The sequence below is a fragment of the Rhodovulum sp. BSW8 genome, assembly GCF_003314725.1.
In the GTDB taxonomy this organism is placed as follows: Bacteria; Pseudomonadota; Alphaproteobacteria; order Rhodobacterales; family Rhodobacteraceae; genus Rhodovulum; species Rhodovulum visakhapatnamense.
The window spans coordinates 70,750-94,563 of record NZ_QNVX01000067.1 but is presented as its reverse complement, the minus strand read 5'-3'; the positions used below and the strand labels follow the sequence as shown (position 1 = coordinate 94,563).

Sequence of the window (23,814 nt, the reverse complement as noted above, 5' to 3'; positions counted from 1 at the left end):
GGCGGCTGGGGGGGGGCTCTGCCCCCGCACCCCCGGGGTATTTCGACCAAGAAGAAGAGGGGCGCGGGGCTGTTCGGGGATCGGCGGCTCTAGTCGAAGAAGGGGTCCATCTGGGCCACGATGACCGCGTTCTCGGCCAGGGCGCGGGCCATCAGGGCCTCTTCCTCGGGGCCGATCTCTTGGCCTTCTTCGCGACGGTCTGCGGCGGTGCCATAGCCGGTGACGTCGAGCGGGGCGAGGCCCGCCTGTTTCAGCACGGCGACCGTCTCGCGCACCGCCTCGGCCTCGTCGACGCCCGAGGCGTAGCACATCAGCCCCGCCCCGGTGGCGCCGTCGGGCAGGCCGTCATCGGGCTTGCGCCCGACCTCGACCAACAGGGTGTAGACCTGCTGGCGGCTGGCGGGTCTGTCAGTCACGCAGAAGCTCGTTGATGCCGGTCTTGGACCGGGTTTTCGCGTCGACGCGTTTCACGATCACCGCGCAATAGAGGCTGACGCCGCCCTTCGAGGGCATCGAACCCGCCACCACCACCGAATAGGGCGGCACCTCGCCATACATCACCTCACCGGTCTCGCGGTCGACGATCTTGGTCGACTTGCCGATGAAGACGCCCATGCCGAGCACCGAGCCCTCGCGCACGATGCAGCCCTCGACCACCTCGGACCGGGCGCCGATGAAGCAGTTATCCTCGATGATGGTGGGGCCGGCCTGCATCGGTTCGAGCACGCCGCCGATGCCGACGCCGCCCGAGAGGTGCACGCCACGGCCGATCTGGGCGCAGGATCCGACCGTGGCCCAGGTGTCGACCATCGTGCCCTCGTCGACATAGGCGCCGAGATTGACGAAGGAGGGCATCAGGACCACGCCCGGCGCGATATAGGCCGATTTGCGCACCACGCAGTTCGGCACCGCGCGAAAGCCCGCGGCGCGCCAGTCGGCCTGGCCCCAGCCCTTGAACTTGCTGTCGACCTTGTCCCACCAGCCGCCGTCCTGCGGCCCGCCCTCGTGGCACTCCATGTCCTTGATCCGGAAACCCAGAAGCACCGCCTTCTTGGCCCATTGATTGACATGCCAGTCGCCCGAGGCCTGCTTTTCGGCGACGCGCAGCGTGCCCTTGTCCAGCGCCTCCAGCGTGGCCTCGATGGCCTCGCGGGTCTCGCCCCGGGTGGCGGGCGTGATCGTGTCGCGGGCCTCCCAGGCGGCCTCGATGGCCGTTTCGAGCTGGGCATTGGACATGGGCGTAACCTCCCGTCAAAAGGTTTCTGGTCTCGTTGGCGGTCAGGCTATAGACGCTAGTTGCTCAACGCGCAATCCAAGCGAGACCCCCATGCATGACGACGCCCGCCGCCCGCTCCGCGACGCCTTCCGCGATATCGAAAGCGCGCGGGACAGCCCGGACACGGCGCAGGCCCGGTCGGCCTCGTACCGGCTGGCCTTTGCCGATCCCGAATTTCTGTGCCGCGACGAGATGCGCGCGGTCCGGGTGCAGCTGGAACTGCTGAAGCCCGAGCTGATGATGCGGGACTACGGCATCGAAAGCACCATCGTGCTGTTCGGCGGCGCCCGCATCCCCGACCCCGCGCATCGCGACACGGCCCGGACCGAAACCCTGGCGGACCTGTCGAGATACTATGACGAAGCGCGGGAATTCGCCCGGCGGATGACGCTGAAGGGGCAGCAGGGCGACCGGCTTGACCATGTGATCGTGACCGGCGGCGGGCCGGGGGTGATGGAGGCCGGCAATCGCGGCGCGGCCGATGCGGGGGGCGTGTCGATCGGGCTGAACATCGTGTTGCCGCATGAACAGGTGCCGAACCCCTATGTGACGCCCGAGCTTTGCTTCAACTTCCACTATTTCGCGATGCGCAAGATGCATTTCCTGCTGCGCGCGGCGGCGATCGCGATCTTTCCCGGCGGCTTCGGCACGCTGGACGAGATGTTCGAGGCGCTGACCCTGATCCAGACCCGGCGCATGGACCCTGTGCCGTTCCTGCTGTTCGGGCGCGCCTTCTGGGAAAGCGTCATCAACTGGGAGGCCCTGGCCGAGGCCGGAACCATCAGCCCCGAGGACCTGAAGCTGTTTTCCTTCGTCGAGACCGCCGAAGAGGCCGTCGCGATCATCGAGGGCTGGACCGCGCCGCGCTAGCGCCGGAAGATCCGGCCATCGACCGCCGCAAGCCCCAGCGCGATGCAGGCCATGCCGGCGAAATCGGTGGGGGCCAGCCGCTCGCCCAGCACCAGCCCGCCCAGCAGGATCGCCGAGACCGGGATCAGGAAGGTCACGAGCGAGAGGCTGGTGGCCCCGGCGCGGGCGAGGATGCGGAAATACAGCAGATAGGCCAGCGCGGTCGACAGCACCGCCAGTCCCAGAACCGCGGCGCAGGTGGCCGCACCGGGCATCGGCAGCGTCCAGGGCCGGTCGACAATCAGCATCGCCGGGCTCAACAGCAGCGTCGCGGCGCCGACCTGGCCGGCTGCCGTGACCAGCGGATCGACCCTCATCCGGCGGAACCGCCGCCCGAACACCGCCGCGCAGGCATAAGACAGCGCCCCGCCCAGCACCGCCAGCTGGGCCAGCGCATTCGTCCCGAGCCCGGCCAGCGCGTCGGGGCCGATCATGACGGCCACACCGGCCAGCCCCGCCGCAACGCCGCAGAGTTTCAATCGGCTCAGCCGTTCGTCGGCCAGCAGCAGCCCGGCCACCGCCACGGTGAAAAGCGGCGTCGTGGCGTTGAGGATCGAGGCCAGCCCCGAGGCGATGCTGTGCTGTCCGGCCACGATCAGGCTGAACGGGATGACATTGTTCAGAAGCCCCATGCCGAGGAAGGCTGCCCAGACCCTTGGCACGCGCGGCAGCCGCCGCCCGGTCGCCGCGACCGCCGCCCATAGCACCAGCGCCGCCAGCGCCACCCGCAGCCAGACCAGCGTCAGGGTCGGCAGTTCGGCCACGGCGATGCCCACGAACAGGAACGACCCGCCCCACAGAACCGACAGGGCCAGTAGCATGGCCCATTCGGCCCGCCCCATGGTCAGACGCTCTGCCGGGTCCGCGATGGTTGTCATGTCATGCCCTCCTGCCGCTTTCGCGCAGACTGGCGCTGCAGGCCAGCGCAGGCGACCCGGAAGCTGCGCAAACCGGCGGCCAGAGACCGCCGCGCGCAATGGCCGGAGGTCAGTGAACGTCGGGGGCGTCGGGGCGGCGGACGATGCGTTCGGGCTCGGGCAGACCGGCCTCGGCCGCGATCTGGAAGCGGTTCTTGCGGGCGCGCTCGGTTGCCGATTTCAGCTGGCCGCAGGCGGCCATGATGTCCTCGCCCCGCGGTGTGCGGATCGGGCTCGCATAGCCCGCCTTGTAGACGATATTGGCAAAGGCTTCGATCCGGTCCCAGTCGGATCGCTGATAGGGCGCACCGGGCCATTCGTTGAACGGGATCAGGTTGATCTTGGCCGGAATGCCCGCAATCAGCCGGACCAGCTGGCGGGCATCGGCATCGCTGTCGTTCACGCCCTTCAGCATCACATATTCGAACGTGATCCGTTCCGAATTCGACAGCTTCGGATAGGCCCGGAGCGCTTCGAACAACTGGGCGATGGGGTATTTTCGGTTGATCGGCACGATCTTGTTGCGCAGCTCGTCGGTGGTCGCGTGCAGGCTGATCGCCAGCATGCAGCCGATCTCGCGGCCTGCGCGCGCGATCTCCGGCACCACGCCCGAGGTCGACAGCGTGATCCGGCGCCGCGACAGCGAAATGCCTTCGCCATCCATCGCGATCAGCATGGCGTCGCGCACCGCCTCGAAATTGTAAAGCGGCTCGCCCATGCCCATCAGCACGAGGTTCGAAATCAGCCGGGTCTCGTCCTTCGGGTTGCGGCCGGGTTTCGGCCATTCGCCCAGATCGTCGCGCGCCAGCATGACCTGGCCCACGATCTCGGCCGCGGTGAGGTTGCGCACCAGCCGCTGGGTGCCCGTGTGGCAGAAGGTGCAGGTCAGGGTACAGCCCACCTGCGACGAGATGCACAGCGTGCCGCGCCCGTCCTCGGGGATGTAGACCACCTCGATCTCATGGCCGCCCGCGATCCGCACCAGATACTTGCGGGTGCCGTCGGCCGAGACCGAGCGGGTGACGATTTCGGGCACCTCGATGGCGAAATGGTCCTTCAGAAGCGCGCGGTAGTCCTTGGCCAGGTTGGTCATGGCGTCGAAGTCGCGCACGCCCTTCTGGTAGATCCACTGCCAAAGCTGGTTCACCCGCATCTTGGCCTGGACCTCGGGCGTTCCGGCGGCAATCAGCGCCTCGCGCAGGCTCGGGCGGGTCAGGCCGACCAGATTGACCCGGTCGGTTTCCGGCAGCTTGCGGGGCAGCGGCAGCACATCCTGGACGATGGGCGCGGACATCGGAGGACTCCTGTTCGGAAAGCGGTACCCCTTAGCAGAGTCGTGCCCGTTTTGAAAGGGCCGCGGGCAGCTTTGGTCCGCTTCGCTACGGAACGGCATCGCGTCACAATCCGGGGCGCAGAACGTTACCGGACTGTGAGGCGCCGCGCCTACCGCTGGCGGCGCCCGCACTTGGGGCAGGACTCAGATCTTGGAGAGACGAATGCGTCTTCTGTTCACCACTGCCACGGGCGTTCTGGCGGCCGGCTCGGTTCATGCCGCAAGCTGGACGCTCGACAGCTTTGCCGATTATGCCCGTCCTCGAAAAAGACCAGACCGGGCTTCAGATGACCCAGCGCATCGCCTGGAACGCCGCGGCCAATGAATGGCTCACTTCCTGGCAATACGGGCTCGCCCGCTTCACCGAAGACTGGCAGTTCATCGAGGCCAGCGGGCATTGCGATCCTGAAACCGGGCAGGTCGTCAGCGGCATTCCGGCTGCGCTGGCCGATCGGGGCTTCGACCATATCGGCGATTTCGAGATCAAGGACGGCATCGTTCACGCCTCTCCCGACAGTGCCGAAGGCGACTATCAGAACGGCCACGTGGCGTACTTCGACGCCTCGACCCTGGCCTATCCCGGCGCGCGTCACGAAATGATGGGCGCTTCGACCAACCGGCGCGACGATGTCGCCAACTGGACGGCGATCGACCCCGAGACCGGGCTGGGCTACGGCAAGGAATGGGCGCTTGGCGATACGCTTAACGTCTATGACACGACCGACTGGAGCTATCTCGGCACGCTGCCGATGGATCAGGAGCTGAAGCGCGTTCAGGGCGCCAAGGTTCTGGACGGGAGGATGTATCTTTCCACCGATATCGGCACGAAATCGGTCTACAGTCTCGATCTGGCGACCGCCCATGTCGCGGAGCTGTTCCAGCTGCCGATCTTCGAGGGCGACATCCGGTTCGAAACCGAGGGGCTTGCCCCGCGCGAACTGGCCGATGGCGGCCTTGAGATGCATGTCGAGAGGGTGATCGACCCGCAGGCTGTCGAGGGCGAACTCGACGCCTATACGCGGCTTTATCGCTATGTCCTGGCGGACGATCCGGCGCCCGTGCCGGTGCCCGCGCCCCTGCCGCTGGTGCTGTCGGGGCTTGCGGCCTTCGGCCTTGTCCTCCGCCGGTCCTGAGCTTCCCTGGCCAAGGCATCGACGTCATGCCTTGGCGACCGGGTGGCCGGATCAGTTGCCCGAGCAGCGGCGCGCGGCCTCGTCCATCGCGGCGGTGAAGCCGTAAAGCGAGAAGGTGTCTGCGGTCTTGGTCCCCCGCGACGAGAACCCGACCAGTTCGGCCTCGGCGCCGCGCTTCATCGCCTCGATGATCTTGGCATCGTCCGCCTTCGAGGCGGGCCAGGCCCATTCGCCTTCGGTGAACAGGTCGAAATTGCTGTCGCCCACGGTCAGCGCCACGGTCGAGCCGGGCTTGAACGGATAGCCGCCCGAGAAAGACACCTCTCCCTTGATGCCGTCGCCGGGGCGGAAGGTCACGAACAGAAGGATCTCGCCCCGCCGCACGGACACGACCTGACCGTCGCGGCTGTTGACCGTCTTCTTGGGGGGCGACACGCTCCAGCATTCGGTGGGATCGGTCTCGACGAACACGTTCCAGTCGGTCTTGACCGCCACGTTGTTGGTCGATTCCTCCTGGGCATGTGCCGCTGTCACCGCCAACGCCAAAGCGCCGCCCGCGATGGCCGCTCTGAAAAGGGATGTCATCGTCTTACAGCCTCCAGCTGTCGTTGCCTCTCGGCCCGCCTTTTGGGGAAGCGTTTCCAGTGGCGTGGCAGGTCCGAACTCGATATCCGCAGCCTAGCCTAGGCACGCGGGGAAATGAAAGTCTTCATGGCACAAAGTCAATCGGACTTGAAGGGGAGCAGGGACACGATGCCGGAGCCGGACCGGATGGCAGGCAAGGAATGACCGGTGCCGTCGCCATGGTCGAGCTGCTGCGCGGGGGCATGGTCGAATCCTGCCATCGCGGCCATGCGGCGATTTGCGATGCCTCGGGTCTTGTGGCCGCCTGGGGCGACCCCGAGGCGCTGATCCTGCCCCGGTCGTCCTGCAAGATGGTGCAGGCGCTGCCGCTGGTCGAAAGCGGCGCGGCCGACGCGGCCGGTCTGGGGTCCGAGCATCTGGCGCTGGCCTGTGCCTCGCATCAGGGTGCGCCGCTCCATGTGGGCAAGGTCGCGGCCTGGCTCGACGGGGTGGGCTTTGGCGAGGCCGACCTGCTGTGCGGCGTGCAACCGACCCGCGACCGCGACGAGCGCGTCCGGATGATCCGCGCGGGCGAAAGCGCCTGCCAGCTGCACAACAACTGTTCGGGCAAGCATGCGGGCTTTCTGACGCTCGCCCGGCATCTGGGCGCGGGACCCGACTATGTCGATCCCGCCCATCCGGTGCAGCGCGCGGTCCGTGCCGCCTTCGAAGAGGTCACCGGGAGGGCGAGCCCGGGTTTCGGCATCGACGGCTGTTCGGCGCCCAACTTCGCCACCACGGTCGCGGGGCTTGCCCGCGCGATGGCGGTCTTTGCCGCCGCCCGGCCCGATGCGGGCGACGCCCGGTCCCGCGCCGCCGGACGGTTGAGCGAGGCGATGCGGCACCATCCCGATCTGGTCGCGGGCGAGGGCCGGGCCTGTACCGAGCTCATGCGGGCGACAGAGGGCCGCGTCGCGGTCAAGACCGGGGCCGAGGGCGTCTTCGTGGCCTTCCTGCCCGAACGCGGCCTTGGCGTCGCGGTCAAGATCGAGGATGGCGCCACCCGCGCGGCCGAGGCCGCCATTGCCGGGCTTCTGGTCCATCTGGGGGCGCTCGACCCGGCCCATCCGGCCGCGCGCAAGCGGATGGTGGGTCCGATCGTCAACTGGCGCGGCATCGAGACCGGCCAGATGCGGCTGGCACCGGGCTTCGCCTGAACTGGGCCTTGCAAGCGCCCCGCCACTGCGCTCTGATTGAGACGCAGACGTTCGAGGTGCCCTTTCATGACCGACCCCCTGATCGAGCGGCGCGCACGCCTGCTGGGACCGAATGTGCCCACCTTCTACGACGAGCCAGCCCATATCGTCCGGGGCGAGGGCGTGTGGCTTTGGGACGCCGCCGGGCGGCGCTATCTCGACGCCTATAACAACGTCCCCCATGTCGGCCATTGCCATCCGAAGGTGGTCGCGGCCATTGCCGCCCAGGCCGCGCGGCTGAACACCCATACCCGTTACCTGCATGAGGGTATCCTCGACTATGTCGAGCGGCTGACCGCCACACTCGGCCATGGGCTGAGCCAGGCGGTGATGGTCTGCACCGGGTCCGAGGCCAATGACGTCGCGCTGCGGATGGCGCAGGCCGCGACCGGCAGGACCGGGCTGATCGCGACCGACAACACCTATCACGGCAATACGGCTGCGGTCAGCGCGCTCTCGACCCGGCGCCCGCCGATCGGTGGCTACCCGCCCCATGTGCGGCTGGTGCCGGCCCCCGACAGCCTCGCTCCGCTGGGCGGCAGCGCCGAGGCCCAGCCCAGGGCCTTCGCCGCCAATGTCGCCCGCGCCATCGCCGAGCTGGACGCGGCAGGCCACGGTTTCGCGGGCTTCATGCTTTGCCCGTTCTTCGCCAATGAGGGCTTTCCGACGCTGGCCCCGGGCTTTCTCGACCCGACGGTCGCGGTGGTGCGGCAGGCGGGCGGGCTGATCCTTGCCGACGAGGTGCAGCCGGGCTTCGGGCGGCTCGGCACGGCCTTCTGGGGCCACGAGGTGCTGGGCTTTGCCCCCGATGTCGTCACGCTGGGCAAGCCGATGGCCAATGGCCATCCGGTCGGTGCGGTGGTGACCCGGCCCGAGATCATGGCCGCTTTCCGCGGAGCCTTCGGCTATTTCAACACCTTCGGCGGCAATCCGGTCGCGATGGCCGCGGCACTGGCAACGCTTGAGGTCATCGAAGAGGACGGCCTGATGGAAAACGCCCGCACCGTCGGCGCCTACGCGCTCGAACGGCTCGGGGCGCTGCGCCATCCCTGGCTGGCCGAGGTGCGGGGCAGGGGGATGTTCTTCGGCGCCGAGTTCGTCGACGAGACCGGCGCGCCTGCCACCGAATTCGCCGCCCGGCTGGTCGAGGGGCTCCGCGCCGAGGGTATCCTTGCGGGGCGGATCGGGCGCGCGATGAACACGCTCAAGTTCCGCCCGCCGATGCCGTTTTCGCGCGCGCATGCGGATCTTGCGCTCGATAGTCTGGACCGGGTCCTGGTCCGTACGGAGGTGCCGCGATGACCGAGGCCGAAACGCTGTCGCTGGCCGAGGAGGCCGCCACCCACTGGGAGGGCTGCACCGCCCCCCGGCTGTTGTCGCATCGCGAGAACGCGGTCTTCGCCGTCGCCCTGCCCGAGAACCGCCGCGGCGTGCTGCGGCTCCACCGGCGCGGCTATCAAAGCGTCGACGCGATCCGGTCGGAACTGTGGTGGATGGCCGCCCTGGCGCAGGCCGGAATACCGGTGCCCGACCCCGAGGCGACCCGCGACGGCGCCCTGCTGGCCCATCTGGGCGACGGGCGCGTGGCCTCGGTTCTGGGCTGGGTCGAGGGCGCGCCGCTCGGCCTTGGCGCACGGCCGCTCGACGGCACCCCGGCCGAGCAGATGACGCGGTTCGCCGGGCTCGGGCGGGCCATCGGGCGGCTTCATGTGGCAACCGACCGGCTGACCCTGCCCCAGGGCTTTGTGCGGCCCCGATGGGACGCCGACAGCCTGCTTGGCCCCGCGCCGTTCTGGGGCCGGTTCTGGGATCATCCGGCGGCCAGCGATGCCGAGGCGATCCTGCTGCAGGAAGCCCGCCGCTTCGCCCGCGAAAAGCTGTCGGCCTATGCCGCGGCGGGCGGCGACGCGGGGCTGATCCATGCCGATCTGATGCGGGAAAACGTGCTGTTCGACGGGGCCCAGGCGCATCTGATCGACTTCGACGATTGCGGCTTCGGCTTCCGGATCTACGACCTCGGGACCGCGCTGGTGCCCAATCTCGAGGAACCCGGGCTCGATGCCATCGCGACAGGTCTCGTCGAGGGCTACGCCACCGAACGGGGGCTGAGCGAGGCCGATCTGGCGATGCTGCCGGTCTTCGTCATGCTGCGTACGCTGGCCTCGGTGGGCTGGACCATGCCCCGGCTCGAGCCCCACGACCCGCGCATCCGCGCGTATCTGAACCGGGCCGTGCGCACCGCCCATGCGGTGATGGAAGGCCGCCCGCTGTTCCGGATCGGGTGAGCCGCCCAGACGCCGCGCCTCTGGCCTGTGGTGCGCCTTGGGTATTTGGACCAAGAAGAAGCGCGTATCTCTGCTTCTTCTTGGCTTAAATACCCAATACGCGAGGCTTGCAAAGGGCGGGCCGTCAGGGTGTCAGACCACGACCTCCATAGGCGCCTGGGCACCGACCGCGAAGACCCGTTTGTAGCGCTCGATCTCGCCCGCCGGTCCCATCGCCTTGTTCGGGTTGTCGCTGAGCTTGACCGTGGGGCGTCCGTTGGCGCTGACCGCCTTGCAGACCAGGCTGAACGGCGCGAGCCCGTCGCCGGGCACGAGGCCGCGGAAATCGTTGGTCAGCAGGGTGCCCCAGCCGAAGCTGATCTTGGCGCGGCCCGCAAAGCGGTGGTGCAGCTCGACGATCTTGTCGACGTCGAGACCGTCGGAAAAGATGATGAGCTTGCGCGTCGGGTCCTCGCCGCGGGCCTTCCACCAGGCAATGGCGGCCTCGGCGCCTTCGGCCGGGTCGCCGGAATCGATGCGGATGCCGGTCCAGCCCGCCAGCCAGTCGGGCGCGTTTTCCAGAAACCCGCGCGAGCCGAAGGTGTCGGGCAGGATGATCCGCAGGTTGCCGTCATGTTCTTCGTGCCAGTCGGCAAGCACCTTGTAGGGCGCGCGGGCCAGCTCGGCATCGGTTTCGGCCAGCGCGGCCTGCACCATCGGCAGCTCATGGGCATTGGTGCCGATGGCCTCGATGTCGTGGCGCATCGCGATCAGGCAGTTCGAGGTGCCGGTAAAGCGGTCGCCCAGCCCCTCGATCATCGCCTGCACACACCAGTCCTGCCACAGGAACGAATGCCGCCGCCGGGTTCCGAAATCGGCGACCTTCACGTCCTCGAGCCCGCGCAGCCGCTCGATCTTTTCCCAGAGCTTGGTCATGGCGCGCGCATAAAGCACCTGCAGCTCGAACTTGCCGAGCCGTTCCAGCACCGCGCGCGAGCGCAGCTCCATCAGCACCGACAGCGCCGGGATTTCCCACATCATGACCTCGGGCCAGCGGCCTTCGAAGGTCAGCTCGTACTGGCCGTTGCGCTTTTCCAGCGTGTAGGGCGGCAGGCGGAGCTCTTCGAACCACTCCATGAATTCGGGGCGGAACATCTGGCGCTTGCCGTAGAAGGTGTTGCCCCTGAGCCAGGTCGACTCGCCCCGGGTCAGCCGCAGCGTGCGGATATGGTCCAGCTGCTGGCGCAGTTCGCCTTCGTCGATCAGCTCGGCCAGCCGGATATCGGTCGTGCGGTTGATCAGCGAGAACCGGACCTGGGTGTCGGGATGGTTGCGGAACACCGACTGGCACATCAGAAGCTTGTAGAAGTCCGTATCCAGCAGGGACCGGACGATCGGGTCGATCTTCCATTTGTGATTGTAGACCCGGGTCGCGATGTCGGCCATCGCTCAGGGCTCCAGGACGATGTTGGCATCCAGCATGGTGGTGCGCGCATCCTCGAGCGACCCGTTCAGGTCTATTCCGCGGCAGGCGCCTTCCAGAACGGTCACCGCATAGCCCAGCCGGTTGGCGTCGAGCGCCGAATAGAGCACGCAGAAATCGGTGGCGAGCCCGGCCAGGGTGATCTTCTCGATCCCCTTGGACGACAGGTAGTCGTCAAGCCCGGTGGGCGTCTCGTGATCGTTCTCGAAGAAGGCCGAATAGCTGTCGATGGCCGGATCGCCACCCTTGCGCACGACGTGATCGGCTTTCGCAACGTCAAGATCGGGATGAAAGGCGGCGCCGACGGTATCGGCCACGCAATGCACCGGCCACAGGATCTGCGACCCGTAGGGCATGTCGATCACCTCGTAGGGCTTGCGGCCCTCGTGATTGTCCGCAAACGAGCTGTGATCGGCCGGATGCCAGTCTTGGGTGAAGACGCGAAGCTGGAACTCGTCGAGCAGGGCGTTGACGCGGGCAATGATCTCTTCGCCGCCCGGCACGGCAAGCGCCCCCCCGGTGCAAAAGTCGTTCTGGATGTCGACGACGATCAGGGCTTCGTTGGCGGGTCGCATTGGCCTTCCTCCGGTCACTGTCGATCAGGGGTTAAGGGGCCGACCGGGTCAGGTCAATGCCCCGCTCTTGCCGCAGTCTTCTTGCATCGCGCCATGCGCGGCCGTTCCACCGGGTCCCGGAGGCAGCCTAACAGGCCCGTCCCGTGCCTGTCGATGGGGACGGGCGCCGGGCTGGACGCGGGGCCGTGGGCGGTTAGATCTAATCAGTGACAACCTTGCGGAGTCCTGCCGATGCTTCATGTCGTGACGCCGTCGACCGTGACCAACCGGGCCGTCATGCGGATCCGGAAAGTACCGCGCCAGTTGATCGGGCACGGGATGGGGCTGTTGCCCCACGGCTCGTTCGGGCGCGCGATCTTCTGGCGCATGGCGACCGAGATTTCCTTCCTGCGCTATTGCGCCGCGCTGACGCCCTTTCCGGTCGCGATGCTGTTGTTTCCCGAGGCGGCGCTGCCGATCGGGCAGTTTCCGGCCTTCATGTTCCTTGTCGTCTATCTGGTCGAGTCGCGGGTGCTGTCCGTCGACAATGCCGACCGGCGTCACCGGCTGATGCCCGAGGAAGAGGCCGAACGCGGCGCCGATATCGCCCGGGTGCGCGGCCGCGAGATCCTGACCCGGATCGCGGCCCGACGCGGCATGCGGGCGGGCGATCTGCATCTGGTGATCGAACAGTCCTCGCTGGCGCGAATTCCGCCGATCACGCTGGTGTCGCTGCAGACCGCGACGCCGGAGCCCCAGATCCTGGAGATGGACGAGGAAGAACGCCAGCTGATCCGCGACACCCTGTTCGACGCCGAGTTCACCGAAGAGAGGATGCATATCACCAGCCTCGCGCTGGGCCGGTTCCTGCATGACGTGACGCTGGATGCGCGCAGCGTCTCTGCCCATGCCCGGCTGGAGGCGCTGGCGACGGCCTGACGCGTCGTGCGACCTTGCGCATCGGCGCCCCCGCCCGCCGGGCGGGAAGCGCGAACCCGAACGGATCAGGCGTCGAGGCCGAAGCCCCGGCGGCCGACCGCCACATAGGCCTCGAACCCGGCGGCGCGTACATCCTCGGGCGGGTAGATGTTGCGCAGATCGGCCAGACGCGGCGTCGCCATCGACCGGGCCATCTGGCCGAGGTCGAGCGCGCGGAATTCGTTCCACTCGGTCAGGATGACCAGCGCATCGGCCCCTGTCGCAGCGGCATAGGGGTCGTCGACCCAGTCGACGCCGGGCAGCAGGTGTTCACCCTCGCGCCGTCCCTGCGGATCGACCACGCGGACCTTCGCCCCGCTGCCCACCAGCGCGGGCACGATGGTCAGCGAGGGCGCCTCGCGCATGTCGTCGGTATTGGGCTTGAAGGTGACGCCCAGCACCGCCACGGTCTTGCCGTTGACCGACCCGCCGCACAGATCGACCAGCTTGTCGATCATCCGCCGCTTGACCCGGTTATTGACCTCGATCACCGTCTCGGTGATCGCGCAAGGCGAGGCGTGATCCTGCCCGATCCGGGCCAGGGCATTGGTATCCTTGGGGAAACACGAGCCGCCATAGCCGGGGCCTGCATGCAGGAACTTGTTGCCGATCCGGCCGTCGAGCCCCATGCCCTTGGACACGGCCTTGATGTCGGCGCCCACCCGTTCGCACAGCATCGCCATCTCGTTGATGAAGGTGATCTTGGTCGCGAGGAAGGCATTGGCCGCGTATTTGATCATCTCGGCCGATTCCAGATCGGTGTAGACGATGGGGAATTCGCGCAGGAAAAGCGGCCGGTAGATGTCGGACATCACCGCCCGGGCACGGTCGGCCTCGACCCCCACCACGACCCGGTCGGGGCGCATGAAGTCGTCGATGGCCGCGCCCTCGCGCAGGAATTCGGGGTTCGAGGCGACGTCGAACTCGGCCGCCGGATTGGCCTTCGACACGACCTCGGCGACCTGCCGGTTGGTGCCGACGGGCACGGTCGACTTGGTGACGATGACGCAATAGCCGGTCAGCGCCTTGGCGATTTCTTCCGCCGCGGCCATCACATAGCTGAGATCGGCATGGCCGTCGCCGCGCCGGGTGGGAGTGCCCACCGCGATGAAGACGGCATCTGCCCCGGCCACCGCCGCGGCCAGATCGCCGGTGAAGGACAGCCGCCCCGCGGCCACGTTGCGCGCCATGACGTCCTCAAGCCCCGGCTCGTAGATCGGCACCTCGCCGCGCATCAGCATCTCGATCTTGCGGGGGTCCTTGTCGATGCAGACGACTTCGTGCCCGAAATCGGAAAAGCAGACCCCGGAGACCAGCCCGACATAGCCCGTTCCCACCATCGCGATCTTCATGCAAAGTCTCCTCGAAACCTGTTGCAACGCCGCATGCGACGGCGCGCGGCTCAAGTCAACCGTGCTTTGCCTGCCGCTCCTGCGGCGGGCCCACGGCTGTGGTCGCCGGGGTACGGAGCGGCCACCCGGAATTGACAATCCGGCGGCAGACAGGTTTCTGGACCCGGCAGGCGGACGATGCCTGCGGAAGCGCGCATGACATCGACCGACTCTTCGCTGGGCCCCGCCCTCCTGACCCTCGCCATCGGCGCCGCGGGCGCGGCTTTCGCCGCGCTGTTGCACCTGCCCGCGCCGTTCCTGACCGGCCCGGCGCTGAGCGTGACGCTGGCCGCGCTGGCGGGCCTGCAGGCCCGGCTTCCCGACCGGTTCCGCGATGCCTGTTTCGTGCTGGTGGGCGTCAACCTTGGCGCCAGCGTCACCCCCGAGGCAATCGAGACCGCGATCCGCTGGCCGCTGAGCCTTGTCGTGCTGGCACTCTCGGTGCTGGCGATCATCCTGCTGGGATCGCGCCTGCTGCGGCGCCTGTTCGGCTTCGACCGGATGAGCGCGCTGCTGACCGCGACGCCGGGGCATCTGAGTTTCGTGCTGAGCCTGTCGACCGATGTCCGGGCCGACCTGCTTCAGGTCACGATGATCCAGACGATCCGGGTGCTGGCGCTGACCCTGCTGGTGCCGTTCCTGGCGCCGCTGCTGGGCCATGGCGACCTGCCGGTGCTTCCGCCCCAAGGCGCGCCGCCGATGCCGCTCTGGATCCTGCTGCCGCTTGTGGCGTTGTCGACCCTGGCCGGGCTTGTGCTGCTGCGGCTGCGGGTCCCGGCGGCGCTTTTGCTGGGCGGGATGGGGCTTTCTGCGCTGGGTCATGCGACCGGCACGATCCCGGGGTCGGTCCCGGCCTGGCTGTCGGTTCCGGCCTTCGTCGCCATGGGCACCCTGATCGGCACCCGCTTTTCCGGCGTGACGCCAAGGATGCTGGGGAAGGCGCTGGGGGCCGCGAGCCTGCTGACCCTGTTCGCGACGCTGGTCTCGCTGGCGGCGGCGGCGCTGGTCTCCAAGCTGCTGGGCCTGCCGATCCTGAGCGCGCTGATCGCCTTCGCTCCGGGCGGGCTTGAGACGATGATCGCCATGTCGTTGCTGCTGAACGCCGATCCGGCCTATGTGACCACGCATCACGTCTTTCGCCTGCTGATGCTGACGGTCGTGGTTCCGGTGCTGGTGGCCCGGACCCGCAGGGTAATGGGGCGCGAGGCGGCGGCCCGGCCGCCCCGGGACTAGGCCCGCGCGCCAGGCGCTATTCCCGTGCCCGCAGCACCCGGGCCGGGCGCGCGGCCAGCGGGCGCCAGGCGAAGACGAGCCCCGCGATCAGCGTGGCGAGCGCCCCGCCGAGCACGATGGCCAGAGCCGAGACCGGCTCGAACCGGTAGCTGCCCTCCATCACGAAGCGCATCACCGCCCAGCCCGCGATGCCGCCCGCGAGGATCGCGACCGCGCCCGCTGCCGCGCCCAGCATGGCAGAGCGAAGTGCGAAATAGGCCAGGATCTGGCCCCGGACCGCGCCCACCGTCTTCAGCACCGCGGCCTCGAAGATCCGCGTCCGCTGGCCCGCCGCGGCAGCGCCGATCAGCACGATCACCCCGGTCACCAGCGTGGCCGAGGCGCCATAGGCGATGGCGGCGGCAAGGCCCGCCAGCACCTCGGCCACCCGGTCGATCGCGTCCTTGACCCGGATCGCGGTGATGTTGGGATAGGCCGAGGCCAGATCGCGCAGGATTGCCGCCTCGGCCGAGGGCTCGGCATAGATCGTGGCGATATGGGTATGCGGCGCGCCCTGCACGGCGGCCGGGTCCATCGTCATCACGAAGCCGATGCCCGCGGTCGAGAAATCGACCTCGCGAAAGCTTGTGACCGTCGCGGTGATGTCGCGGCCCAGGATGTTCACGGTGATCTCGTCGCCGAGCTTCAACCCGATCTCCTCGGCTTCCTCGCGGGCAAAGCTGATCTGCGGCGGCCCGTCATAATCGGAGGGCCACCAGAGCCCGTCGGTGACCACGGTGTTCTCTGGCGGCTCGGCGGCGTAGGTCACGCCCCGGTCGCCCGTGACCACCCAGTGATCGCCCGCGACCTCGCGCGCGGGGCGGCCGTTGATGCGGGTGATGACGCCGCGCATCATCGGCGCGGTCTCGACCCGGCTGACGCCCGGGTCGCGGTTCAGCCGCCGCAGGAAGCCGTCAAGCTGGTCGGGCTGGATGTCGACGACGAAATAGGACGGCGCGCGGTCTGGCAGTTCCTGCTGGATCGCGCTGCGCAGGTTCCAGTCGATCTGCCCGACCGCCGCGAGGATCGAAAGGCCGAGCCCCAGCGACAGCACCACCGATTGGGTCTCGCCCCCCGGGCCGCCGACCGCGCCCATCGCCAGCCGAAGCGCGGTGCGCCCGCGCAAAGCCCGCGCCCGGGCCGCGCGCCGCGCGATCAGGCGCAGCGCCGCCGCCGCCAGCACCAGAAGGCCCAGCGCGCCCAGAATGCCCGCCGCCGCCCAGAGCGCCAGCTTCGGCACCCCCGAGAAGGCGGCCGCCACCCCGATCAGCAAAAGCGCCAGCCCTGTCGTTGCCGCCACATAGCGCGGCCGGGGCCAGGCCCGGACCCGGCCCGAGGCGTCGCGGAACAGCGCCGCCGCCCGCACCTCTTCGGTGCGCGCCAGCGGCCAGAGCGTGAAGAGAAGCGCCGTCAGCACGCCATAGACGGCGGCCTCGGCCAGCGGGCGGGCATGGACGGTGAAATCGGCCGGGACCGGCAGCCGCGGCTCGATCAGCGGCCCCGCCGCCAGCGGCAGCACAGCGCCCAGCACAAGCCCCAGCCCGATGCCCAGCCCGGCCAGCACCCCGATCTGCATCAGATAGGCGGCAAGGATCGTGCGGCCCTCGGCGCCCAGCGTCTTCAGCGTGGCGATGACCTCGGTCTTGCCGTCGATATAGGACCGCACCGCCGCAGAGACGCCGACGCCGCCCACCGCAAGCCCGGCAAGCCCGACCAGCACGAGGAAAGACGCCATGCGGTCGACGAAGCGGGTCATGCCGGGCGCGCCGTTCCGGGCGTCGCGCCAGCGCATGCCCCGGTCGGAAAAGCGCGTCTCGGCCTCGCGCTCCAGCGCCGCGATGTCATGGCCGGGCGGCAGTTTCAGCCGGTACTTGACCTCGTACAGCGTGCCCGGCGCCAGGAGGCCCGAGGGCTCCAGAGCCGCCGTGCGCAGGATCAGCCGCGGCCCCAGCCCGAAGCCGTCGCCCGCCCCGTCGGGTTCGCGCGCCAGCACCGCCGACAGCGTGTAATCGGCGGTTCCCAGCCGGAAGCTGTCGCCCGGCTTCAGCCCCAGCCGGTCGGCCAGCACCCGCTCCATCACCGCGCCATTCCCGGCGATGGCCTGATCCAGCGGCAGCGGCGGGTCGAGCGCGACCGCGCCGTAAAGCGGATAGGCGTCGTCCACCGCCTTGACCTGGGTCAGGCCGCGCTCGGTCTCGCCGTCGCGCACGACCGCCACCATCGAGCGGAAATCGACCACTTCCGACAGCGCGTCCGACACGCCCTCCATCCAGGCGCGTTCCTCGTCCGAGGCAAAGCGGTAGGTCAGCGTCATCTCGGCATCGCCGCCCAGAAGCACCGCGCCCTCGCGCGTCAGCCCGCCTTCGATGCTTTCGCGGACGGACCCGACCGCGGCGATGGCGGCGACCCCCAGCGCAAGACAGGCGAGAAAGACGTAAAAGCCCCGCAGCCCGCCCCGCAGCTCGCGCCGGGCGATCCGCGCCGCGACCGGCAGGCTCATTCCGCGGCCCTCCGCGCGGTCTGGCCCGCGATCCGTCCGTCGGCCAGCTCGATTACCCGGTCGCAGCGTGCGGCCAGATCGGGGGCATGGGTCACCAGCACCAGCGTCGCGCCATGGCGGTCGCGCAGCCCGAACAGCAGGTCCATGATCGCCGCCCCGTTGGCGCCGTCGAGATTGCCGGTGGGCTCGTCGGCCAGCAGCAGATGCGGGCGCGGCGCGGCGGCGCGGGCCAGCGCCACGCGCTGCTGCTCGCCGCCCGACATCTGGCTGGGGTAATGGTCCATCCGGGCGCCAAGCCCGACCGTGCGCAATTCGTCGGCGGCGCGCTCGAAGGCGTCGCGATGACCGGCAAGCTCCAGCGGTGTCGCCACGTTTTCCAGCGCGGTCATGGTCGGGATCAGGTGGAAAGACTGGAAGACCACGCCCATATGTTCCCTGCGGAACCGGGCAAGCTGGTCCTCGTTCATGGCCGTCAGGTCGCGGTCCAGCGCCAGCACGCGGCCCGAGGTCGCCCGTTCGAGCCCGCCCATCAGCATGAGGAGAGACGACTTGCCCGACCCAGACGGACCGACCAGCCCCAGCGTCTCGCCCGGCGTCACGTCGAGCGAGATGCCATGCAGGATCTCGACCGGCCCGGCATTGCCGTCGAGCGTCAAGGTGACGTCGCTGAGCGAAAGAATCGGGTCTGCCATCGAGCGCTGCCTCCGTTGCCTGCCTCTCCTTCGATATGGGGCCGCGCGCCGCACGCTCAAGCTCGCCGCGGCCCTGGTGCTGGCTGGTACAGCCGCCACGGCCCAACCGGTCACCATCGCCGCCTTGGGCGACAGCCTGACCCAGGGCTACGGGTTGCCGCAGGAGGAGGGCTTCGTGCCCCAGCTTGAAGCCTGGCTGAACGCGCAGGGGGCCGAGGTCACGGTGCTGAATGCCGGGGTCTCGGGCGATACCACGGCGGGCGGGCTGTCGCGGATCGGCTGGACGCTGACGCCCGAGGTCGGCGGGCTGATCGTGGCGCTGGGCGGAAACGATCTCTTGCGCGGCATCGACCCGGCCGCCTCGCGCGCCAATCTGGACGCGATCCTGACCCGGGCGGATGCGGCTCACGTGCCGGTCCTGCTGGTCGGGCTCGATGCGCCGGGCAATTACGGCCCCGAGTTCAAGGCGGCTTTCGACGCGATGTATCCCGAACTCGCCAAGGCCCATGACGCGCTTTATTTCCCGAACTTCCTCAAGGGCCTGACCGACCTGCCGGATCGCGGCGCGGCGATGGCGCGTTACATGCAGGCCGATGGCATCCACCCCTCGGCCGAGGGCGTCGCGCGGGTCGTCGAGGCAATGGGGCCAAGCGTTCTGGAACTGGTCGCGCGCGCCAAGGTCGCGGCGGGAGGCTGACCTTGCGACGCCCTCCAGAGGGACCGGCCCGAAGGCCGGGCCCGAGACAGGGATCTTGCGCCGCAAGGCGCGCCTTTGGAACAGGAATGGTGTCCCCATAGTCCGGCGCCAAGGCCCCAAGCCTCTGGTCAAGCCTGCCCGCATGGCGTTAGGTGCTTTCCGACTTACGGAGGCACCCTTGGACCCGATCCCCCACCTTACCGAGCTTCTCGGCCCCGCCCATGTGCTGACCGGCGACGACACCCGGCGCTATGCCCATGACTGGACCGGCAAATACAACAGCGCGCCCCGCGCCGTGCTGCGCCCGGCCGACCGCGACCAGCTGGCCGCCATCGTGACCTTCGCCTCGCAGCACCGGATTCCGGTCGTGCCGGTCGCGGGCAATACCGGGCTTTCGGGTGGCGCCTATGCCGAGGGCGCTCTGATGGTCTCGGTCGAGCGGCTGAACCGGATCCGCGAGATCAATCCGCGCGCCCGGACCGCGACGGTCGAGGCGGGGGTGATCCTGTCGCAGTTGCACGACGCGGCCGCCGCCCAGGACATGGTCTTTCCGCTGACCTTCGGCGCGCGCGGCTCGGCGCGGATCGGCGGGGTGCTGTCGACCAATGCGGGCGGTTCCAACGTGCTGCGTTACGGCACCACCCGGGCGCTTTGCCTCGGGCTCGAGGCGGTGCTGCCCGACGGCCGGGTGATGGATGTGATGAGCCCGCTTTACAAGGACAATACCGGGCTCGACCTCAAGGATCTGATGATCGGGGCCGAGGGCACGCTGGGGATCATCACCGCCGCGGTGGTGCGGCTTTTTCCCAGGCCGCGCGCCTATGCCACGGCGATGGCCGCGGTCGAAAGCCTGCCCGCCGCGCTCGATCTGCTGAACCGGCTGCAGGAGACCACCGGCGGCGCCGTCGAGGCCTTCGAATACATGCCCGGCAACTTCATGCGCCACCTCTTCCGCTGCCGCCCCGAGCTGCGCCCGCCCTTCGCCGAGCCGCACGAGATCAACATCATGGTCGAGATCGGCGCCACCGCGCCCCGCGACGCGACCCCCGGCCCCGATGGCCGCCTGCCGGTCGTGGCGATCCTCGAAGAGGCGCTGGCCGAGGCGATGGAGCGGGGCGAGGTTCTGGACGCGGTCGTCGCCCAGAACGAGGCCCAGCGGGCCGAGATCTGGCAGCGGCGCGAATTGTCGGCCGAAATCTGCTTTTCGCGCCAGCCGGTCATCGACAATGACGTGGCGCTGCCGCTCGATCTGGTGGGGACCTTCCTCGACCGGATGGAGGCGCGGCTGCAAGAGATCGACCCCGGCGCCGAAACGGTCAATGTCGGCCATCTGGGGGACGGCAACCTGCATTACACCGTCTGGCCCGCGACCGACCGCCCCGAGATGAAAGAGATCATCCGCGAGGCCGTCGAGGACGAGGTCGCCGCGCTCAGGGGCAGTTTCTCGGCCGAACACGGGATCGGGCTATCGAAGCTTTCGACCATGACCCGCCGCAAGGATCCGGTCGCGCTGGACGTGATGCGCCGGATCAAGGCCGCGATCGACCCCCAGAACATCATGAACCCCGGCAAGCTGATCCCGCCGGGGCAGGACTGACCGTCCAAGGGACGACCGGCCGGTCCCGGACCGGACGCGCACTCTTGAAAACGGAAACGCCCGGCCGAAAGGCCGGGCGTCTGACGATTGGTCCCTATGGCTGCGGGTCCGATGAGGGGGATCGTCCCGGACGGGATCACTCCCAGTCGAAGAAGCCTTCGCCCGCCTGCTCGCGCAGCTTCTTGCCCAGCGCAAAGCCCATCTCGGCCGCGTCCTCGATGGTCGCGCGATCCTCGCCCGCGATCCGTTCGGACCCGTCGGGGCGCAGGATCTCGCCGCGCAGCCACAGATTGCCGCCTTCGTGCAGCGCAAGCCCGCCAATGGGGGTTTCGCAAGACCCATCGAGGGCGTCGAGGAAGGCGCGTTCGCAAGCCATCATCTCGCCCGTGGCCTTGTCATGCAGCGCCTCGAGCAGATGCGCGGCCTGCGCATCGTCGACGCGCCGCTCGATCCCGATGGCGCCCTGGGCCACGGCCGGCAGCATCTCTTCGGGCTCGATGGTCGATTGCGCGACCTCTTCCAGCCCCAGACGGTTCAGCCCGGCCATGGCCAGGAAGGTTGCCTCGGCCACGCCGTCTTCCAGCTTTTTCAGCCGGGTCTGCACGTTGCCGCGGAATTCGACCACCTTCAGGTCGGGGCGGTAGTTCAGCAGCTGGGCCCGGCGGCGCAGCGACGAGGTGCCGACCACAGCGCCCTCGGCCAGATCCTTCAGCCCCTTGACGCTTTTCGAGATGAAGGCGTCACGGTAATTCTCGCGCGGCAGGAAGGTGTCCAGCACCAGCCCCTCGGGCTGCGCGACCGCCATGTCCTTGGTCGAATGGACCGCGATGTCGATCTGGCCGCCCAGCATGGCGTCCTCGATCTCCTTGGTGAAGAGACCCTTGCCGCCGATCTCCTTCAGCGCCCGGTCCAGCACCCGGTCGGCGATCGTGTTGATCACCACGATCTCGAAGGCATCCTCCGGCAGATCGAACGCCTTCATCAGCCGTTCGCGGGTTTCATGGGCCTGAGCCAGCGCGAGCGGCGAGCCGCGCGTGCCGATCTTGAGGGGTGAAGCGGGGGAAGGAAGTGTGATAGCCATGCGCCAAACCTCTAATCGCGTCACGTCGTCCTGACAACTCGGCCTGTCTTGACATGCTGACGCAAGCAGGGGACGACAGGCCGCACACATAAACGGGGACGACGATGGCGGAAACTAAAAAACTGCTGCGGGCACTTTCCGGAGAGACGATGGACGTGCCCCCGGTCTGGCTGATGCGGCAAGCGGGGCGATATCTGCCCGAATACAGGGCTACCCGGGCCGAAGCGGGCGACTTTCTGTCGCTCTGCTACAACTCGGAACTTGCGGCCGAGGTGACGCTGCAGCCGATCCGCCGCTACGGGTTCGACGCCGCCATCCTGTTCGCCGACATCCTGTTGCTGCCCCAGGCGCTGGGCGCCGAGCTGTGGTTCGAAACGGGCGAAGGCCCGCGCATGTCGACGATCACCGACGCGCAAGGGCTGAAGGCGCTGAAGGGCAAGGACGACATCCACGACCACATGGCGCCGGTCTACGAGACCTGCCGGATCCTGTCGCGCGAGCTGCCGAAGGAAACCACTCTGATCGGCTTCGCGGGCGCCCCCTGGACGGTCGCGACCTACATGATCGCCGGTCGCGGCACCAAGGATCAGGCTCCGGCCCATGCGCTGCGCACGGAGGACGAGGCGACCTTTGCCGCGCTGATCGACCTCTTGACCGACGCCACCATCGAATACCTGTCGAAACAGGTCGAGGCGGGCTGCGAAGTGGTCAAGATCTTCGACAGCTGGGCCGGGTCGCTGAAGGGCGAGGCCTTCGACAAATACGCGATGGAACCCGCGAAACGGATCATCGCCGAGATGAAGGCGCGCCATCCGGGCCTGCCCTGCATCGCCTTCCCGCGCGAGGCGGGCGACAAGTATGTCGGTTTCGCCAAGGCGACCGGCGCCGATTGCGTCGCGCTCGACAATTCGGTCTCGGCCGAATGGGCCGTCGAGAACGTGCAGAAGGACGGCTGCGTCCAGGGCAACATGGACCCGAAACTGATGGTCACCGGCGGTCAGGCGCTGATCGACGAGACCAGGCGCATCAAGGAGGCCTTCTCGAAAGGGCCGCATATCTTCAATCTCGGCCATGGCATCACCCCCGATGCCGATCCCGAGAACGTGACGGTGATGCTCGAGGCCCTGCGCGCCTAAGGCGCACCCTTCGGGACGGAACCCGGCAAACGCCCGCGCGGATCGCTTCGCGCGGGCGTTTTCCCGCCGAGGCCCGCCTTTTGGTCAGGTTGAAGGTGTCCGTTGTGGTCGCTAGCTATAGTTGAATTTGCCCCATGCCTTGACCGGGACCCCATGGCCCAACCGTCCGAACTCTTTGCTGCGTCCGGCTTTCGCGTCAGGGTCGTGGATGCCCTGATCGTGCTGCTGCGCGAGCGCGGAACCGCGCGGTTCACGCTGGGCGAGGTGGCCGAGGCCGCGGGCGTCCCCGAAAGCCGGGTGCGGGCCGCCTTTCCCGACCGGGATGCGCTGGTCTCGGAATTGCGGCGGGTCTGCTACGACCGGCTCGCGGCCCGGCTGACCGCCCGCTATTTCGACCCGGACGGGCACCCGCCCACTCGCCTGCGCGAGGGCGGCCGCGCCCATCTTGAGTTCGCCCGGACGAACCCTGCGCTCTATCGCCTTCTTTATTGCGATCCGGGCGATGGCGGGATCGCCCATATCATCGACGTCATCGTTCCGCCCGACTCGCTCGAGGCGCTGACCGAGGGCGTTCGGCGCTGTCGTGCGTATCGGGGACGGAGCACCGGCAAGGCGCGCGAGCTTGCCTTTCTGCTCTGGACCACGATCCATGGCGTCGCGGTTCTGGCGCTGGATGCCGATGGCCCGAACCGGTCGGGCGGCAAATGGGACCAGGCCGCGCAGACCCTCGACCTACTGATCGACCTGATCTGCGCGTCCGGCGACGACTGAAACCCGGCCA

The 23,814-nt window shown here is 68.5% G+C and carries 22 protein-coding genes; 11 read left to right on the top strand and 11 right to left on the bottom strand.

Going from position 1 to position 23,814, the window contains the following annotated elements; all coding sequences use genetic code 11:
* Nucleotides 1-89: 89 nt before the first annotated feature.
* Entirely contained in the window at nucleotides 90-416 is a 327-nt protein-coding gene (locus DSD19_RS20805; RefSeq protein WP_113670962.1) for a hypothetical protein, read from the bottom strand.
* Nucleotides 409-1,236: a 2,3,4,5-tetrahydropyridine-2,6-dicarboxylate N-succinyltransferase gene (gene dapD, locus DSD19_RS20800; protein ID WP_113670961.1), complete on the bottom strand. Its 828-nt coding sequence runs from the start codon at nucleotides 1,234-1,236 to the stop codon at nucleotides 409-411. The genes DSD19_RS20805 and dapD overlap by 8 nt, the downstream gene beginning before the upstream one ends.
* Nucleotides 1,237-1,327: 91 nt before the next feature.
* Between dapD and DSD19_RS20795 the strand changes: the two genes are divergently transcribed.
* Complete coding sequence (locus DSD19_RS20795; protein ID WP_113670960.1) at nucleotides 1,328-2,146, top strand: TIGR00730 family Rossman fold protein; 819 nt, start codon at nucleotides 1,328-1,330, stop codon at nucleotides 2,144-2,146.
* On the opposite strand, the gene DSD19_RS20790 is transcribed toward DSD19_RS20795, so the two are convergent.
* Nucleotides 2,143-3,063, bottom strand: coding sequence for a DMT family transporter (locus DSD19_RS20790; protein WP_243628186.1), 921 nt, complete (start codon nucleotides 3,061-3,063; stop codon nucleotides 2,143-2,145). The genes DSD19_RS20795 and DSD19_RS20790 overlap by 4 nt on opposite strands.
* A 109-nt stretch (nucleotides 3,064-3,172) precedes the next feature.
* Complete coding sequence (gene rlmN / locus DSD19_RS20785; RefSeq protein ID WP_113670959.1) at nucleotides 3,173-4,396, bottom strand: 23S rRNA (adenine(2503)-C(2))-methyltransferase RlmN; 1,224 nt, start codon at nucleotides 4,394-4,396, stop codon at nucleotides 3,173-3,175.
* A 326-nt stretch (nucleotides 4,397-4,722) separates the two neighbouring features.
* Here rlmN and DSD19_RS20780 point away from each other — a divergent pair, with 326 nt between their 5' ends.
* A complete protein-coding gene (locus DSD19_RS20780; RefSeq protein ID WP_133260490.1) occupies nucleotides 4,723-5,568 on the top strand; it encodes a PEP-CTERM sorting domain-containing protein in 846 nt (281 codons plus the stop codon).
* A gap of 51 nt (nucleotides 5,569-5,619) precedes the next feature.
* Here DSD19_RS20780 and DSD19_RS20775 read toward each other — a convergent pair whose 3' ends face one another.
* A complete protein-coding gene (locus DSD19_RS20775) occupies nucleotides 5,620-6,153 on the bottom strand; it encodes an invasion associated locus B family protein (protein WP_075784502.1) in 534 nt (177 codons plus the stop codon).
* A 200-nt stretch (nucleotides 6,154-6,353) separates the two neighbouring features.
* Between DSD19_RS20775 and DSD19_RS20770 the strand changes: the two genes are divergently transcribed.
* The 3 genes from DSD19_RS20770 to DSD19_RS20760 all read left to right on the top strand — a co-directional run bounded on the left by DSD19_RS20770 (nucleotide 6,354) and on the right by DSD19_RS20760 (nucleotide 9,673).
* On the top strand, nucleotides 6,354-7,349 hold the full coding sequence (locus DSD19_RS20770) for an asparaginase (RefSeq protein WP_113670957.1): 996 nt from the start codon (nucleotides 6,354-6,356) through the stop codon (nucleotides 7,347-7,349).
* Nucleotides 7,350-7,415: 66 nt separating this feature from the next.
* Entirely contained in the window at nucleotides 7,416-8,690 is a 1,275-nt protein-coding gene (locus DSD19_RS20765; RefSeq protein WP_075784500.1) for an aspartate aminotransferase family protein, read from the top strand.
* Nucleotides 8,687-9,673: a phosphotransferase enzyme family protein gene (locus DSD19_RS20760; RefSeq protein WP_113670956.1), complete on the top strand. Its 987-nt coding sequence runs from the start codon at nucleotides 8,687-8,689 to the stop codon at nucleotides 9,671-9,673. Before DSD19_RS20765 ends, DSD19_RS20760 begins: the two co-directional genes overlap by 4 nt.
* A 132-nt stretch (nucleotides 9,674-9,805) precedes the next feature.
* Here DSD19_RS20760 and pncB read toward each other — a convergent pair whose 3' ends face one another.
* Both pncB and pncA read right to left on the bottom strand, forming a co-directional pair.
* A complete protein-coding gene (pncB, locus tag DSD19_RS20755; protein WP_113670955.1) occupies nucleotides 9,806-11,098 on the bottom strand; it encodes a nicotinate phosphoribosyltransferase in 1,293 nt (430 codons plus the stop codon).
* Nucleotides 11,099-11,101: 3 nt separating this feature from the next.
* On the bottom strand, nucleotides 11,102-11,710 hold the full coding sequence (gene pncA, locus DSD19_RS20750) for a bifunctional nicotinamidase/pyrazinamidase (protein ID WP_075784497.1): 609 nt from the start codon (nucleotides 11,708-11,710) through the stop codon (nucleotides 11,102-11,104).
* 231 nt (nucleotides 11,711-11,941) lie between these two features.
* Here pncA and DSD19_RS20745 point away from each other — a divergent pair, with 231 nt between their 5' ends.
* Nucleotides 11,942-12,628 carry a hypothetical protein gene (locus DSD19_RS20745; protein WP_075784496.1) on the top strand — a complete coding sequence of 229 codons (687 nt, stop codon included), beginning with the start codon at nucleotides 11,942-11,944 and terminating at the stop codon, nucleotides 12,626-12,628.
* Between the two features lie 65 nt (nucleotides 12,629-12,693).
* Here the strand turns inward: DSD19_RS20745 and DSD19_RS20740 are convergent, their stop codons facing one another.
* Nucleotides 12,694-14,019: a UDP-glucose/GDP-mannose dehydrogenase family protein gene (locus DSD19_RS20740; protein ID WP_113670954.1), complete on the bottom strand. Its 1,326-nt coding sequence runs from the start codon at nucleotides 14,017-14,019 to the stop codon at nucleotides 12,694-12,696.
* Between the two features lie 195 nt (nucleotides 14,020-14,214).
* On the opposite strand from DSD19_RS20740, the gene DSD19_RS20735 reads away from it, so the two are divergent.
* Entirely contained in the window at nucleotides 14,215-15,291 is a 1,077-nt protein-coding gene (locus DSD19_RS20735; protein ID WP_165828201.1) for an AbrB family transcriptional regulator, read from the top strand.
* Nucleotides 15,292-15,307: 16 nt separating this feature from the next.
* Here DSD19_RS20735 and DSD19_RS20730 read toward each other — a convergent pair whose 3' ends face one another.
* Together DSD19_RS20730 and DSD19_RS20725 are read right to left on the bottom strand one after the other, a co-directional pair.
* Complete coding sequence (locus DSD19_RS20730) at nucleotides 15,308-17,830, bottom strand: ABC transporter permease (protein WP_113670952.1); 2,523 nt, start codon at nucleotides 17,828-17,830, stop codon at nucleotides 15,308-15,310.
* Nucleotides 17,827-18,522 carry an ABC transporter ATP-binding protein gene (locus DSD19_RS20725; RefSeq protein WP_113670951.1) on the bottom strand — a complete coding sequence of 232 codons (696 nt, stop codon included), beginning with the start codon at nucleotides 18,520-18,522 and terminating at the stop codon, nucleotides 17,827-17,829. Before DSD19_RS20725 ends, DSD19_RS20730 begins: the two co-directional genes overlap by 4 nt.
* Nucleotides 18,523-18,598: 76 nt before the next feature.
* Between DSD19_RS20725 and DSD19_RS20720 the strand changes: the two genes are divergently transcribed.
* Nucleotides 18,599-19,219 (top strand): arylesterase, encoded by a 621-nt coding sequence (locus tag DSD19_RS20720; RefSeq protein WP_243628185.1) that lies wholly within the window; start codon nucleotides 18,599-18,601, stop codon nucleotides 19,217-19,219.
* 178 nt (nucleotides 19,220-19,397) lie between these two features.
* The gene (locus DSD19_RS20715; RefSeq protein ID WP_243628184.1) at nucleotides 19,398-20,816 is read left to right on the top strand and encodes an FAD-binding oxidoreductase; all 1,419 of its coding nucleotides are present in this window, start codon (nucleotides 19,398-19,400) and stop codon (nucleotides 20,814-20,816) included.
* 136 nt (nucleotides 20,817-20,952) lie between these two features.
* On the opposite strand, the gene hemC is transcribed toward DSD19_RS20715, so the two are convergent.
* Nucleotides 20,953-21,897, bottom strand: a complete 945-nt coding sequence (hemC, locus tag DSD19_RS20710; protein WP_113670949.1) for a hydroxymethylbilane synthase — start codon at nucleotides 21,895-21,897, stop codon at nucleotides 20,953-20,955.
* Nucleotides 21,898-22,001: 104 nt separating this feature from the next.
* Between hemC and hemE the strand changes: the two genes are divergently transcribed.
* Both hemE and DSD19_RS20700 read left to right on the top strand, forming a co-directional pair.
* Entirely contained in the window at nucleotides 22,002-23,033 is a 1,032-nt protein-coding gene (gene hemE / locus DSD19_RS20705; protein WP_075784489.1) for a uroporphyrinogen decarboxylase, read from the top strand.
* Between the two features lie 153 nt (nucleotides 23,034-23,186).
* A complete protein-coding gene (locus DSD19_RS20700; RefSeq protein WP_075784488.1) occupies nucleotides 23,187-23,804 on the top strand; it encodes a TetR/AcrR family transcriptional regulator in 618 nt (205 codons plus the stop codon).
* The last annotated feature ends 10 nt before the right edge of the window (nucleotides 23,805-23,814 follow it).

Coding starts and splice junctions, on each gene's coding strand:
- dapD (WP_113670961.1), bottom strand. CDS start 1,236: ATGTCCAATGCCCAGCTCGAAACGGCCATCGAGGCCGCCTGGGAGGCC.
- DSD19_RS20795 (WP_113670960.1), top strand. CDS start 1,328: ATGCATGACGACGCCCGCCGCCCGCTCCGCGACGCCTTCCGCGATATC.
- DSD19_RS20790 (WP_243628186.1), bottom strand. CDS start 3,063: ATGACAACCATCGCGGACCCGGCAGAGCGTCTGACCATGGGGCGGGCC.
- rlmN (WP_113670959.1), bottom strand. CDS start 4,396: ATGTCCGCGCCCATCGTCCAGGATGTGCTGCCGCTGCCCCGCAAGCTG.
- DSD19_RS20780 (WP_133260490.1), top strand. CDS start 4,723: ATGACCCAGCGCATCGCCTGGAACGCCGCGGCCAATGAATGGCTCACT.
- DSD19_RS20775 (WP_075784502.1), bottom strand. CDS start 6,153: ATGACATCCCTTTTCAGAGCGGCCATCGCGGGCGGCGCTTTGGCGTTG.
- DSD19_RS20770 (WP_113670957.1), top strand. CDS start 6,354: ATGACCGGTGCCGTCGCCATGGTCGAGCTGCTGCGCGGGGGCATGGTC.
- DSD19_RS20765 (WP_075784500.1), top strand. CDS start 7,416: ATGACCGACCCCCTGATCGAGCGGCGCGCACGCCTGCTGGGACCGAAT.
- DSD19_RS20760 (WP_113670956.1), top strand. CDS start 8,687: ATGACCGAGGCCGAAACGCTGTCGCTGGCCGAGGAGGCCGCCACCCAC.
- pncB (WP_113670955.1), bottom strand. CDS start 11,098: ATGGCCGACATCGCGACCCGGGTCTACAATCACAAATGGAAGATCGAC.
- pncA (WP_075784497.1), bottom strand. CDS start 11,710: ATGCGACCCGCCAACGAAGCCCTGATCGTCGTCGACATCCAGAACGAC.
- DSD19_RS20745 (WP_075784496.1), top strand. CDS start 11,942: ATGCTTCATGTCGTGACGCCGTCGACCGTGACCAACCGGGCCGTCATG.
- DSD19_RS20740 (WP_113670954.1), bottom strand. CDS start 14,019: ATGAAGATCGCGATGGTGGGAACGGGCTATGTCGGGCTGGTCTCCGGG.
- DSD19_RS20735 (WP_165828201.1), top strand. CDS start 14,215: ATGACATCGACCGACTCTTCGCTGGGCCCCGCCCTCCTGACCCTCGCC.
- DSD19_RS20730 (WP_113670952.1), bottom strand. CDS start 17,830: ATGAGCCTGCCGGTCGCGGCGCGGATCGCCCGGCGCGAGCTGCGGGGC.
- DSD19_RS20725 (WP_113670951.1), bottom strand. CDS start 18,522: ATGGCAGACCCGATTCTTTCGCTCAGCGACGTCACCTTGACGCTCGAC.
- hemC (WP_113670949.1), bottom strand. CDS start 21,897: ATGGCTATCACACTTCCTTCCCCCGCTTCACCCCTCAAGATCGGCACG.
- hemE (WP_075784489.1), top strand. CDS start 22,002: ATGGCGGAAACTAAAAAACTGCTGCGGGCACTTTCCGGAGAGACGATG.
- DSD19_RS20700 (WP_075784488.1), top strand. CDS start 23,187: ATGGCCCAACCGTCCGAACTCTTTGCTGCGTCCGGCTTTCGCGTCAGG.